A 13169-nucleotide genomic window follows, 5' to 3' on the forward strand; every position below is an offset into this window, starting at 1 on the left:
GGTACTGCAGGGGGGACCCTGTGGGAGAGTAGGACGCCGCCGAACAATTATTGAGAAAACCCCCGCACCATTCGGTGCGGGGGTTTTCTGCGTTTAGGCTCGAGTTATGCGCTATGACCTCGTGATCTTCGACAACGACGGTGTCCTCGTCGACAGCGAGCCCATCTCCAACCGGCTCCTGGCCGCCTACCTCACCGAGCTGGGGCACGAGACCTCCTACGAGGACTCCCTTCGCGACTACATGGGCTCTGCCATGCACCGGATCCATGACCTGATCGAGGAGCGGACGGGACAGCGGCTTCCGGAGGACTTCGACGACGTCTTCCATGCCCGGGTCTTCGAGGCGTTCGAGCGGGAGTTGGAGCCGGTTGCCGGGGCCGTCGGTGTCGTGGAGAAGCTGGCCGCGGACGGGGTGCCGTACTGTGTCGCGTCCTCCGGGAGTCATGAGCGGATTCGGGTGGGGCATCGGAAGACCGGGCTGGACCGGTGGTTCGATGACGGGCGGATCTTCAGTTCGCAGGACGTGGGGCGGGGTAAGCCGGCGCCGGACCTGTTCCTCTACGCCGCCGAGCGGATGGGGGTCGCGCCGGAGCGTTGTGTGGTCGTCGAGGACAGTCCGCTGGGGGTGCAGGCGGCTGTGGCGGCCGGGATGGATGTGTATGGGTTCACCGCCATGACGCCGGCCGGGCGGCTCGTCGGGGCCACGCAACTCTTCGGTGATCTCGGGGAGTTGGCTGACCTGCTCGTATGACGTCGGCATCGCTGGGCGGCTGACATTTGTCATGCCGAGCTCCGGACGATCGTTTCTACTGGCGACCGGGCGCCGGGCGGGAAGCTGAGGGCATGACGACGAACACGGTGTCCCAGGGCCAGAACAGCAACCAGATTCCCAGCGCGCTCGACAACCTCCGCCCGCTGATCGTGGATGTGGCGGTCCCGCTCGGTTCGTACTACCTGTTCAAGGACGCCTTCGGGATGAGCACCTTCGCGGCGCTCGCCTGGAGCAGCGTCGTCCCGGCGGTGCGGACCGTCTGGAGCGTGGTGAAGGAGCGCAGGATCAACGGGCTGGCGGGGTTGATCCTCGTGGTGAACGTGGTCTCGCTGCTGCTGAGCTTCGTCTCCGGTGACCCGCGGCTGATGCTCGCCAAGGACAGTGCGGTCAGCAGCACCGTCGGTATCGGCATCCTGGTCTCGGTGGCGCTCGGCCGGCCGATGATGACCGCCGGGATGAAGCCCTTCCTGGTGAAGGGCGACCCCAAGAAGGAGGCCGCGTGGCAGCGCCTTGCCTCGGGCCGGGCTGCCGCATCGGCCGACTTCCTGCGCAAGGAGCGGACGTTCTCCGTGGTCTGGGGCGTGGCGCTGCTCGCCGAGTGCGTGGCGCGGATCGTGGGGGCGTACACCATCCCCGTGGACACCATGGTCTGGCTCGGTGGCGTCGTGATGGCCGGTGTGATGGTGCTGACCTTCCTCGTCAGCGGTGGGCTGGCCGCCGGGCCGATGGAGGAGATGCTCCGCGCCGAGGTGGAGGCCGAGGAAGCGGTCGCTCGGGATTCCGTCGCAGTCGCCGCCTGACAGCGAAGGTAAAGCTGAGGGAAATTCATCTTTGGCTTGATCTACCCACAGGTAGCCCGGGGCCCTACGCTCGCCGCCATGACAGATGTGCTGCGGCGCGGTAGGGCCTCTTTGGCGTTCAGCTTCCTTGCTCAGGGCGCCACCTTCGCCCTTCTGGTGACCCGTATCCCGGCCATTCAGGACCGGTACGGAGTCTCCGACGCGCTGCTGCCCGTCTTCCTGGCCGCCGTGCCGATCCTGGCCGGCGTCGGGAGTGTGACGACCGAGCAGCTGGTCAAGCGGATACGGCCCGGACTGCTGCTGCGGTGCCTGCAGCCCGTCGTGCTCCTGGCGCTCCTCGGTGTCGGGTCCGGCGATCACCTGGCCGAGCTGGGGATCGCGCTGGGGGCCTTCGGGCTGGCGGTGGGCGGGCTCGACGCCTCGATGAACATGCTCGGGGTGAGTCTGCAGCGGGCGTACGGGCGCAGCATCATGCTCAGCTTCCATGCGGCGTTCAGCCTGGGCGGGATCGTGGGGGCCTCGCTGGCCTGGGTAGGGGCACACTGGCATCTGGCGCTGTGGGTGTCTTATCTCCCGGTCGTCGCGGTGCTGTTGCCGGCCACACTGGTCGGGAGCCGGTGGTACGTCGACTCCGGTGCCTCCGTCGACGTACCGGAAGAGGGGGAGGGCCAGGCGCAGGGGCAGTCCGTCGTCTTCAAGCTGCTGCTGCCGCTGTGTCTGGTGATGACCTTCGCGTACATCGGGGACTCGACCGTCTCCAACTGGAGTGCCAAGTATCTGAAGGACGTGCTCGGGAGTTCGGAGCAGCTGTCGACCGTGCCGTACAACGTGTACATGGTGACCACGCTGCTGGGGCGGTCGCTCGGGGACCTGGGGGTACGGCGGTTCGGGGCGGTGGCGGTCGTGCGGCTGGGGGCGCTGGTGGCGGCGCTGGGGTTCGCGGTGGTGGCCGTCGCGCCGGGGGCGTGGGTGGGGATGCTCGGGTTCACGCTGCTGGGGCTGGGGCTGTGTGTGCTGGTGCCGCAGACCTTTGCTGCGGCCGGGCGGTTGTTCCCGCATGCGTCCGATGCGGCCGTCGCGCGGCTGAATGTGTTCAACTACGTCGGCTTTCTGATCGGCTCGCCGTTGGTGGGCGCGCTGGGGGATGCGTGGAGCTACCGCGGGGCCATGGCGGTCCCGATGGTGTTGGTGCTGGTGACCGTGGTCTACGCCAGGTCGTTCGCTCCTCAACCGGACCGATACGGTGGCGGGCATGAGCGGCCGCGCACAGCTGATGTGGGACGAGGCAGTAACGGGCTATGACTTCGGTCCGGACCATCCGATGGATCCGGTCCGGCTGGCCCTGACCAGGCGTCTTGTCGATGCCTTCGGGCTCGACAAGGAGGTCGGGGTGGTGGCGGCGAAGCCCGCCGGGGAGTCGACCCTGCGGCTCGTCCACCGGGAGGACTACGTCGACGCGGTGAAGGCGGCTTCGGCGGATCCGGAGGCGGCGGACGGGGCGTACGGGCTGGGCACGATGGACGATCCCGCCTTCGCCGGGATGCACGAGGTGTCCGCGCTGATCGCGGGGCAGTCGGTGGGGGCCGCGGAGGCGGTGTGGCGGGGGGACGCGCTGCACGCGGTGAACTTCGCGGGCGGGCTGCATCATGCGATGCCGGGGACCGCCTCGGGGTTCTGCATCTACAACGACGCCGCGCTGGCCATCGCCCGGCTGCTGGAGCTGGGCGCCGAGAGGGTCGCGTACATCGATGTGGACGTGCATCACGGGGACGGTGTGCAGGCGGCCTTCTGGGAGGACCCGCGGGTGCTGACGATCTCGCTGCACGAGCATCCGCGGACGTTGTTTCCGCAGACCGGGTGGCCGGAGGAGACGGGGGCCGACTCGGCCGAGGGCTCGGCGGTCAATGTGGCGCTGCCGGCCGGGACCGGGGATGCCGGGTGGCTGCGGGCCTTCCATGCCGTCGTACCGGAACTGATCGCCGACTTCCGGCCGCAGGTGCTGGTGACGCAGCACGGGGCCGACACGCACTTCGAGGATCCGCTGGCGCATCTGGCGGTGTCGCTGGACGCGCAGCGGGCCGTGCAGGTCGCCTGCCATTCGCTTGCGCACGAGTACGCCGACGGGAAGTGGGTTGCGCTGGGTGGTGGTGGTTACGCGGTGGTCGAGGTCGTGCCGCGGTCGTGGACGCATCTGGTGGGGATCGCGTCGGGGCGGGAGATCGCGCCGGAGGCCGTGATCCCGGAGGGGTGGCGGCAGGAGGTGTTCGCGCGGACGCGGCAGTTGGCGCCGGCGCGGATGACTGATGGGCGGTGGCCGGTGTCGTACCCCTCCTGGGAGGCGGGGTACGACCCTGCGGACCGGCTGGATCAGGCGGTGCTGGCTACTCGGCGGGCCGTTTTTCCGTTGCGGGGGTTGCTGGCGTAGGAGGGTGCCGGTCCGCCTTCGTGCGGTGTCGCTGGCCCGCGCTTTGCAGGGTGCCGCTCTCTTTGGGACGGGTGCCGCCCTTGGCGGCACGATTGCCCGCAGCTACGGCGGCGGCGCCCCCGCCCGCAGCGAGGGCGGTTCAGCGGTACCCCTGGTACGTCAGCTGCAGTGGCCCGAGTCGCCGGCCGAGGCGGTGCCGATGGTGCCGCTCCATGCGACGCAGTGGCCACGGCCGTTGACGTAGACCGGGCCGGCGTAGCTCGTGTACCGGCCGGAGTCCCTGCCGGTCGGCTGGCCGCTGTCGAGGGCACCGAGGGAGACCTCCATGTGGATCTTCGCGCCCGGGGTGTTGCGGATGGTCACAGCGCAGTTCTTGCCGGTCGACTCGTTCCAGGTCAGGAACACCTTGCCGGAGTTGCCGACCGGGGTGGAGTCGATGACCTTGTAGCCGGTGCCGCAGGCGCCGTTGTAGGACGCGGCTGCCGCCCTGGCGGTGGTGGTCGCCGAGGCCGGAGCGGTGGCGGCGACCGTGCCGCCGAGGGCCAGCACGGTGAGTGCGGCGGCGGTCGTGGCGCGACGGGACAGGTTCATGGTGTTCCCCCTGGTGATGTGTTGGCCAATGAGGTGCGGACGGTTGGTCGTTGCCGTCCACGCAGAGTGAGACCAGGGAGCCGCTTCGACGGTTGTGGGCTGTTGTGTCCCTGTTCTGTCACCAGTGTCACGAGAGCCGTTACGCCAACTGTGCGGTGTTTACGCGTTCGCATGCCCCTGGCCGGGCCCGTCCGCCACCATCGATGTGTGTTGAGCACCGGAGCCCTGCGGGCCCATCTCCTGGCCGCCCGTCTCGCCGGGCCCGTGGCCACCTCCCGGGAGGAGAGCCTGCGCAGCTATCGGCTGTTCGCCGCCGGCGACCCCCGTGTGCTGATCGGGCTCGATCCCGAATGGACATGGGCACAGCGGGATCTGATCGAGTTGATGGCGGACAAGTGTGGGGTTTCGGCCGATCCGCGGCATGTCTCCGGTCATGACGTGATCGATCCGGAGCGAACCCTGGCCGCTCTGGATGCCTTCGCGGACCGTCTGGCCGCGGCCGCGCAGCGCAGCGCCCCTGTGCTCCTCGGCACCGGTCATCCGCACCGGCTGCTCGGCTTCTACGCCGCCTTGGCGGACGCGCTGTCGGCGGCGGGATGTACCGTCCTCACACCGGCGCATGGTCACTGTGTCGACATAACGACCCGGTTCGGTCTACGCACGTACAACCTTGACTACGTACAAGGAGTCGCGCTGGTGCGGGAACCCGGCACCTCTCGCCCCGGTTGTGCGACCGGCGCACACACGCATTCACCGCTCCCGGTTCGTACCGCGCTGGCCGCGGCGGCCGAGGCCGGCGGGCTGCTTCCCGAGCTGGTCGTCGGGGACCACGGGTGGGTCTGCGGAGCAGGTCAGCTGGGGTTCGAGGCCATTGGGCTCGCCGATACGGACGACCCCGCGCTCTTCGTGGGAGAGGCCGAGGGGTCCGTGTCCGTCGTCGTTCCACTTGATGACGCTGTGCGGTCTGATTACTACCGGCCGCTTACCCGCTACGTACTCAATCGAGCGTGTCTGTCACAGTAGGCCAGTGATGGGCATGTGATGGGTGCACCTCTTCCCCACTCGCATCACCCGCCCCTACATTGGGGAGTGAGCACGCAGCGACGAAGAGTCACCGGAAGGGGAAGCCGGTGGCCGTCGAGTGCGGAAGGTTCAGGTGTGTCATGGCTGCTGAGCAGAGGCCTCTGAGCGAGGTTCAGTTCCTTACCGTGGCGGAGGTCGCCTCGGTGATGCGAGTGTCGAAGATGACCGTGTACCGCTTGGTGCACAGCGGTCATCTGCCCGCGATCAGGGTGGGGCGGTCCTTCCGCGTCCCCGAGAACGCGGTTCACGAGTACCTCCGCGAGAGCTACGTGGGGGTGGAAACCGCCTGACGGCGATCCGCGGGGGGATCCTCAGGGCTCTTCTGGATCTCCCCCGGCACCCTCGATTACGACCTCAGCGCTCGGGCGGGTAGGCTGACCCCTCGTAGGTCGTATGGGCCCATGGCGCCCAGCACCGAGTGATGAGAAGTGAGCGAGGGTAGTCGTGGGCTCTGTTATCAAGAAGCGGCGCAAGCGGATGGCCAAGAAGAAGCACCGCAAGCTGCTCAAGCGCACGCGCGTTCAGCGTCGCAACAAGAAGTAGGCGACGCTCCAGGAGCGTGTTCTGTGGCCCCCCACCGCAACCGGTGGGGGGCCACACGCGTTTGGAGTTCACAGAAGCTCCCAGAAGCGCACGGGACCTTACGCAAGGCCCGTGCGTACGCACGCGTTTCACATGGCTTGGTCTGTTCGTACGCCTGTGGATGTCGTCACTTCGTGCATTGGGTGGTCATCACAGCGCAACATCCACCCGCTAAGTTGGCCGCACACGGGGAACACGGCAGGCTACGGGTTACCGGATGGGCTGGAAGGAAGGCGCAGATCTTGGGCAAGGTCGTGCTCGTGACCGGAGTGGCCCGCAGGCTTGGGGGCCGGTTCGTACGACGGATCCAGCGTGACCCGCAGGTGGACCGGGTCGTCGCCGTGGACGCGGTGCCCCCCGAGCACCACCTGGGTGGTGCCGACTTCATCCAGGCCGACATCCGGCAGCCCACCATCGCGCGCGTGCTCGCCGAGACGGGTGCCGACACGGTCGTCCACATGGATGTGAGCGCGACCGGGCTCGGCAGCGGAAGCCGGACGGCGATCAAGGAAACCAACGTCATCGGCACGATGCAGCTGCTCGGCGCCTGCCAGAAGTCGCCGACCGTGAAGCGGCTCGTCGTGAAGTCCAGTACGAACGTGTACGGGTCCGCGCCCCGTGACCCCGCGGTGTTCACCGAGACGACCCCGCCCAAGTCCCTGCCGAGCGGCGGCTTCGCCAAGGACACCGTCGAGGTCGAGGGGTATGTACGGGGCTTCGCGCGGCGGCGGCCGGATGTGGCCGTGTGTGTGCTGCGGTTCGCGAACATCCTGGGGCCCACGGCCGACACGCCGCTCGCGTCCTACTTCGCGCTGCCGGTCCTGCCGACCGTGTTCGGCTACGACCCGCGGCTGCAGTTCGTGCACGAGGACGACGTGATCGAGGTGCTGCGGATCGCCTCGCACGAGCCGGAGCGGGGCACCCTCAACAGCGGCACCTTCAACATCGCCGGCGACGGCGTCCTGCTGCTCTCCCAGTGCTCCAGGCGGCTCGGCCGGCCCACGGTGCCGCTGCTGCTGCCCGCGGTCACCTGGGCGGGCTCCCTGGTGCGTACGCTGGGCATGACGGACTTCTCGCCCGAACAGATCCGGCTGCTCACCCACGGCCGGGTCGTGGCGACGGACCAGATGCGTGAGACGCTCGGATTCAAGCCGAAGTACACGACCGCGGAGACCTTCGCGGACTTCGCGCGCAGCCACGGACCCGGGCTCCTGCCGCCGGAGGCCCTTGCGGGGGCCGTCGACCGGATCGCCGCGCTGTCCCTGCCGGGCAGCGGCCACCCCCCGACGCAGAGCGCCAACTGAGGAGCGCATCAACGATGGCGGATGCCAAGGTCATTCCGTTCGACGACGACCGGTCCCGTGGGAGTGCCGTACAGCGGCCGCCGCGCCGCCGGGGCGCGGGGAGCCGACGCAAGACCACCGAACCCGCGCTGGGCGGTGACGTCCAGCCCCTGCCCAGCAGGACGCGCACGCAGGATGATGTTCCTGTGACGCATGAGGAACAGCCGCCCCAGCGGCCGCAGCACGACGGCGGCCTGGAGCGGCGCGTCGCGAGCGGCCTGAGCTTCCTGCGGCGCCGCCTCACCGGCGACTACGAGGTCGACGACTTCGGCTACGACGAGGAGTTGACCGACCAGGTCCTGATGTCCCTGCTGCGGCCGGTGTACGAGAAGTACTTCCGGGTCGAGGTGAAGGGCATCGAGAACATCCCCTCGGAGGGCGGCGCGCTGATCGTCGCCAACCACTCCGGGACGCTCCCGCTGGACGGCCTGATGATGCAGGTCGCGGTTCACGACAACCATCCGGCAGACCGTCATCTGCGGCTGCTCGCGGCGGATCTCGTCTTCATGCTGCCGGTGGTCAACGAACTGGCCCGCAAGCTCGGCCACACCCTGGCCTGCGCGGAGGACGCCGAGCGGCTGCTGGGCCAGGGCGAGCTGGTCGGGGTCATGCCGGAGGGCTTCAAGGGCATCGGCAAGCCCTTCAGCGAGCGCTACAAGCTCCAGCGCTTCGGCCGCGGCGGCTTCGTCTCCACCGCCCTGCGCCACGGCACGCCGATCATCCCGTGCTCGATCGTCGGGGCGGAGGAGATCTACCCCATGATCGGCAACGCGAAGACCCTGGCGCGTCTGCTGGGCTTCCCGTACTTCCCGCTGACGCCGACGTTTCCGTGGCTGGGGCCGCTGGGTGCGGTGCCGTTGCCGACGAAGTGGACGATCCAGTTCGGCGAGCCGATCCCGACGGACGGCTATCCGCCGGAGGCGGCGGAGGACCCGATGCTGATGTTCAACCTGACGGACCAGGTGAGGGAGCAGATCCAGCACACGCTCTACAAGTTGCTGGTGCAGCGGCGGTCGGTGTTCTTCTGAGGTCTCCCACGACGACGGGGGCGCCCCCTGGAGAGGGGCGCCCCCGTTGCCGTACGGGCGGGCTACTGGTTTGTTTCGTTGCCTTCGATGCCGAGGCCGGGGAGCAGGCCTGGGAGCAGGGGTGGGATCGTCACGTCCGGCTCGGCGGACGGGGACTTGGTGGACGACGGGGAGGCGCTGCCGGTTTCCTTGGGGGGCTCGAGCAGGCCGCCGGTGCTGCCTCCGAGCAGGCCCTCGCCGGTGGCGCCGGTCGACTGGCTGGGGCTGCTGGAGTGGCTGTGCTTGGAGGAGCCGCTGCCGGATGCTGTCGATGTCCTGCCGGAGCCGGGTGTGCCCTTGGACGCCGGGCCCGAGCCGTGGTGCTTGCCGTGGCCGCCGCCGTGGGTCGCGGACGGGGGCAGCAGGGACTGCAGCGGGGCGACCTCTTGGTCTATGGCGGCGAACACCGACGACACCTGGTTGCTGACGTCCCCGAGCTGGACCGGGAGTTTCTGGCGCAGGGCGCCCCAGACCTCGCGGTGCTGGCGGGAGAAGGCGGACAGGGCCTGGATGGGGCCGAGGGACCCGGGGTCCCGCTCGTACGCCTCGTGCAGCAGCCGGTGGCCCTCGGACGCGTCCCGCGTCATGCCCGCCAGGGTGCGGCGGATCTCGCCGACGGACTCGTGATCGAGGTGGCCGCCGCCGCGGCCGCGCTCCATCAGGCGGCGGGCCTCGGCCAGCCGGGTGGAGGCCTGATCGAGGTAGGCCACTCCGCGCTCGTCGTCCCCCTGGGAGAGGTAGTTGAGCTTGAAGTCCTCGATGCCGCGTTTGAGTCCGTAGAGTGAGTCGCCGGGCAGGGCGTCCGAGCTGGCGGCGGCGACTCCGCCGAAGGCGCCCGCCGCGACTCCGACGCTGAGCCCGCCCGCGGCCAGGCCCTTGGTCAGCCGTGACCGTGGTCGCAGCTTGCCCAGTGGGCTCGCCCGGTGCGCGCCGCGGGAGCGCTGTTCGGGTACCGCGGTGTCCGCCGCCTCGCCGTCGGCGCCCGCCTGCACCATGGCCTCGAACGCGGCCACCAGTTGTGCTCGTTGGACGACCTTGACCTCGGGGTCCAGCTCCGGTCTGGGCAGCTCGCCGAGACACTCCGCGAGGGCCAACAGGCGGCCCTGCTCGGTCTGTTCCGCAGCAGCCGGGGCCGGGGCCGGTCCTTCGGACTGCTCGGCCGCCGTGCCCTGGTCCGGCTGCTCCTCCAGGGCCTGGGCGAAGGCGTTCGCCCGCCGGTGTGCCGATACGTTCGCGATCACTGGCGGCACCTCCTCTCGTGATGACGGTCGACTCCCCAGGGGGTCCTGAGGGTTGCACGCTCTGACCACATCCACACGATCGAGTGATCGGAGACGGCCAGGGAGTGACCACAGGGAGCCTGCATCCCGCACAACGAGCGTCTCGGCACTTGGGTTACGGACGACGGATGATCGGATGGGGAAGTCAACGGACTTTCACTGACAGCTAGTTGGGTATCACTGAGCGTGTACCGGTGTGTTCGGTCAGGTCCGGCGCGGGGCGTTCCGTCAGCGGGCGTCGTCCGGGAGGAGGCGGGCCAGAGTGCGTACGGCTCGGTACTGGAGGGTCTTGATGGCGCCCTCGTTCTTGCCCATCACGCGGGCGGTCTCGGCGACGGAGAGGCCCTGGAGGAAGCGGAGCGTCACGCACTCCTGCTGCTGGGGGTTGAGGCGTCGTACGGCGTCGAGCAGGGCGGCGTTGGAGAGGGACTCCAGGACGGAGTCCTCGGGGGAGCGCTCGACCTCGTTGGCGTCGAGCATCTCGCCGGTGGTCACCTCGAGGCGGAAGCGGCTCGACTTGAAGTGGTCGGCGACGAGGTTGCGGGCGATGGTGACCAGCCAGGCGCCGAAGTCGCGGCCCTGCCAGGTGAAGGTGCCGATGCGGCGCAGGGCGCGCAGGAACGTCTCGCTGGTGAGGTCCTCGGCGGTGGCTTTGCCGCCGACGCGGTAGTAGATGTACCGGTACACGGTGTCGCTGTACTGGTCGTAGAGGCGGCCGAAGGCGTCGGCCTCGCCGGCCTGGGCGCGTTCGACGAGGTCCATCATCCGGGCGCTGTCGCTGTCCGCGGCCGGGCGGCGGGTGGTGGTGGCGCCGGCGGCGCGGCTGCGTCTGCCGACGGCGGCGGTGCTGCCGTCGGCGAGGGCGTAGCACGGGCCGACGGGGGTGCTGGCTACGGCTAGGGCGGGGACGGCGTACGCGGTGGGGACGAAGCCGCGCAACAGGTTGTGGACCGTTGCGCGCAGCGTAGCCAGGCCCGAGGCGTCAACCCCGACGTGTGGGTACACGGGACTCCCAGAGGCAGAGCTTCCATCACGTGCAGTGCGGGACCTTTCACCCGTCGTAGCGACGGAGGGGTACCGGTTTGCGTCTGAGGAGAATAACGCTTCGTGCAGGCGCTGCTACACCCAGTTGCTCAAATCATCGATTACGTCGCTTCTGTAACCGATTGGCGGCCTATCAAGTGTCGTAGCGTGACTGGTTGTTGATCGATATGGGTCGTGTTTCGAGTGGGAACGGGGCGTGTTGTGGCCGTGTGCAGCCAATGGGACTGGACAGGGGGTGTGGGGGTAGGTCGTGGGGATTGGCGTGTTCGGGGCGGGGCTGGTTGCGGAGTGATCAGGTGTGGTGCGGAGTTGATGTTTTCTCGCCCCCGCTGTCCCTACCCCGTCCCGTCCCCAGGGGCTCCGCCCCTTCGACCCCGCCAGGGGCTCGCCCCTGAACCCCGGTGGGGAGCCGGGTGTTCGCGTACTTCCCCGACGACTGACTTGCCGCGCAGGGTGTTTGCTGCATACCCGCAGGAGCAGTGGGTGCCGTAAAGAGCAGCCGTCACCGCCCTCGGGGTGGCCTGTAGCGCAGCGTGCTCTGCTCTCGGGGCGGGCTTGCAGCGCAGCGGTGAAGCGGCCCCGGGCGGTCGCGTTGCGTGATGGCGGCGACTCGCCCGGGACGGCCGAGTCGGGTCAGCGGCGGCGTTTGTGGAGGGCGATCGCCGCTGCTGTGCCGCCGGCTACCGCTCCTACGCCTGCCGCTGCGGGGATGCCCACCTTGGCTGCCTTGCGGCCGGTGCGGTAGTCGCGCAGGCGCCAGTCGAGCTTGCGGGCGTGTTTGCGGAGCTTGGTGTCGGGGTTGATCGCGTAGGGATGGCCGACCAGCGACAGCATGGGGATGTCGTTGTGGGAGTCGCTGTACGCGGCGCAGCGGGAGAGGTCGAGGCCTTCGGCGGCGGCGAGGGCGCGGACCGCTTCCGCCTTCGCGGGGCCGTGCAGGGGTTCGCCGACCAGTTTGCCGGTGTAGACGCCGTCGACGGACTCGGCCACCGTGCCCAGCGCGCCGGTGAGGCCGAGGCGGCGGGCGATCACCGTGGCGATCTCGACCGGGGCCGCGGTGACCAGCCACACCTTCTGGCCCGCGTCCAGGTGGGCCTGGGCGAGTGCGCGCGTACCGGGCCAGATGCGCTCGGCCATGTACTCGTCGTAGATCTCCTCGCCGATGGACTGGAGTTCCGCGACGCGGTGGCCCTTCACGATGGACAGGGCCGAGTCGCGGGCCTCCTGCATGTGCTCCGGGTCCTCGACGCCGGCCAGCCGGAACCACGCCTGCTGCCAGGCGAACTTGGCGAGGTCGCGGGTCTCGAAGAACTTGCGCTTGTACAGGCCCCGCCCGAAGTGGAAGAGGGCAGCACCTTGCATCACGGTGTTGTCGAGGTCGAAGAAGGCTGCGGCCTTGTCGTCGCCGAGCACCGGGAACTCCGGTTCCTCGGGGGGGACGTCCTGCGAGGACTTGCGCGCAGCCTCTGCCGAGGCCTCGCCTGCCAACACGCTCCGCGCCGTGGCGGAGCGCCTACGGGGAGTGAGCCATCCGAGAGCGGCCATGCCCGTGAGCATAGCCAGTTTGTTCGGTGCCTCCAGACGCGACAGGTTTGGAGGTTGTGAACTCTCCGCGACCGCGTCGTTAAAGAACTCATCCGATCCGCCCGTTCCTTGGCGTTTTCATGAGTGTGCCGCCGCCGTGCGCTCGCGCGAGAATGGCTGACATGAGTCCCCTCTTCCGTCGTAAGCCCCAGGACGTCGCGAGCCGGAGCGTCACTCTCATCCGTAAGCCCGGGTGTCATCTGTGTGATGACGCACAGCTTGTGGTGGAGAAGGTGTGTGGGGAGGTGGGGGTGGCGTGGGAGGCGAAGGACATCTCCCTGGACCAGCAGCTTCACGACCAGTATTGGGAGCAGATTCCCGTGGTTCTCGTCGACGGCCGGCAGCACACCTTCTGGCGTGTGGACGAGCAGCGGTTGCGCAAGGCACTGACTGAGTAGTCCAAGTCGTCCGGAACCTCGCTTAGGATCGACGGCGACTGGTCTCGGGGGCGGGGATCGTAAGAGGAGAGTGTGCGGTTTTGCCCCCACGAGATGAGAAGCGGTGGTGCTTGTGCGCCGGTTCCGCATCAGTGCGCCGGGGGCGCGTGACCCCGGTCACGTTGGCCGGGCAAATCGGACACCATCTTTGTGCACGCGTT

General features: G+C 68.9%; 14 protein-coding genes. 10 read left to right on the top strand and 4 right to left on the bottom strand.

All coding sequences use genetic code 11. The annotated features are described in order from the left end of the window. Positions 1 to 106 precede the first annotated feature (106 nt). From ACIBW9_RS38305 to ACIBW9_RS38320, 4 genes are all read left to right on the top strand, one after another. Entirely contained in the window at positions 107 to 751 is a 645-nt protein-coding gene (locus ACIBW9_RS38305; RefSeq protein ID WP_398962176.1) for an HAD family hydrolase, read from the top strand. A gap of 92 nt (positions 752 to 843) precedes the next feature. Continuing rightward, entirely contained in the window at positions 844 to 1572 is a 729-nt protein-coding gene (locus ACIBW9_RS38310) for a VC0807 family protein (RefSeq protein WP_398962180.1), read from the top strand. 78 nt (positions 1573 to 1650) lie between these two features. Continuing rightward, entirely contained in the window at positions 1651 to 2874 is a 1224-nt protein-coding gene (locus tag ACIBW9_RS38315; protein WP_398962183.1) for an MFS transporter, read from the top strand. After that, entirely contained in the window at positions 2825 to 3997 is a 1173-nt protein-coding gene (locus tag ACIBW9_RS38320; RefSeq protein ID WP_398962186.1) for an acetoin utilization protein AcuC, read from the top strand. The genes ACIBW9_RS38315 and ACIBW9_RS38320 overlap by 50 nt, the downstream gene beginning before the upstream one ends. Before the next feature lie 159 nt (positions 3998 to 4156). Here ACIBW9_RS38320 and ACIBW9_RS38325 read toward each other — a convergent pair whose 3' ends face one another. Beyond that, positions 4157 to 4588, bottom strand: coding sequence for a spore-associated protein A (locus ACIBW9_RS38325; protein ID WP_398962189.1), 432 nt, complete (start codon positions 4586 to 4588; stop codon positions 4157 to 4159). Positions 4589 to 4795: 207 nt separating this feature from the next. Here ACIBW9_RS38325 and ACIBW9_RS38330 point away from each other — a divergent pair, with 207 nt between their 5' ends. From ACIBW9_RS38330 to ACIBW9_RS38350, 5 genes are all read left to right on the top strand, one after another. Next, positions 4796 to 5611, top strand: a complete 816-nt coding sequence (locus ACIBW9_RS38330) for a phosphatase (RefSeq protein ID WP_398962192.1) — start codon at positions 4796 to 4798, stop codon at positions 5609 to 5611. Between the two features lie 140 nt (positions 5612 to 5751). Beyond that, positions 5752 to 5961 (top strand): helix-turn-helix domain-containing protein, encoded by a 210-nt coding sequence (locus tag ACIBW9_RS38335; protein ID WP_016437488.1) that lies wholly within the window; start codon positions 5752 to 5754, stop codon positions 5959 to 5961. 154 nt (positions 5962 to 6115) lie between these two features. After that, positions 6116 to 6214, top strand: coding sequence for a 30S ribosomal protein bS22 (locus tag ACIBW9_RS38340; RefSeq protein ID WP_003948845.1), 99 nt, complete (start codon positions 6116 to 6118; stop codon positions 6212 to 6214). 281 nt (positions 6215 to 6495) lie between these two features. After that, on the top strand, positions 6496 to 7557 hold the full coding sequence (locus tag ACIBW9_RS38345) for an NAD-dependent epimerase/dehydratase family protein (protein ID WP_344403491.1): 1062 nt from the start codon (positions 6496 to 6498) through the stop codon (positions 7555 to 7557). A gap of 14 nt (positions 7558 to 7571) precedes the next feature. Continuing rightward, the gene (locus ACIBW9_RS38350; protein ID WP_398962195.1) at positions 7572 to 8624 is read left to right on the top strand and encodes a lysophospholipid acyltransferase family protein; all 1053 of its coding nucleotides are present in this window, start codon (positions 7572 to 7574) and stop codon (positions 8622 to 8624) included. 62 nt (positions 8625 to 8686) lie between these two features. Here ACIBW9_RS38350 and ACIBW9_RS38355 read toward each other — a convergent pair whose 3' ends face one another. The 3 genes from ACIBW9_RS38355 to ACIBW9_RS38365 form a co-directional block, all read right to left on the bottom strand. Then, positions 8687 to 9904: a DUF5667 domain-containing protein gene (locus tag ACIBW9_RS38355; protein ID WP_398962198.1), complete on the bottom strand. Its 1218-nt coding sequence runs from the start codon at positions 9902 to 9904 to the stop codon at positions 8687 to 8689. 267 nt (positions 9905 to 10171) lie between these two features. Next, positions 10172 to 10948 (bottom strand): ECF subfamily RNA polymerase sigma factor, BldN family, encoded by a 777-nt coding sequence (locus tag ACIBW9_RS38360; protein ID WP_275781229.1) that lies wholly within the window; start codon positions 10946 to 10948, stop codon positions 10172 to 10174. A 672-nt stretch (positions 10949 to 11620) separates the two neighbouring features. Next, a complete protein-coding gene (locus ACIBW9_RS38365) occupies positions 11621 to 12532 on the bottom strand; it encodes an HAD-IB family hydrolase (RefSeq protein WP_099934325.1) in 912 nt (303 codons plus the stop codon). Positions 12533 to 12684: 152 nt separating this feature from the next. Here ACIBW9_RS38365 and ACIBW9_RS38370 point away from each other — a divergent pair, with 152 nt between their 5' ends. Next, positions 12685 to 12969 carry a glutaredoxin family protein gene (locus tag ACIBW9_RS38370; RefSeq protein ID WP_398962202.1) on the top strand — a complete coding sequence of 95 codons (285 nt, stop codon included), beginning with the start codon at positions 12685 to 12687 and terminating at the stop codon, positions 12967 to 12969. Positions 12970 to 13169: the final 200 nt, after the last annotated feature.

The sequence above is a fragment of the Streptomyces sp. NPDC049541 genome (assembly GCF_044465725.1).
Classification (GTDB): Bacteria; Actinomycetota; Actinomycetes; order Streptomycetales; family Streptomycetaceae; genus Streptomyces.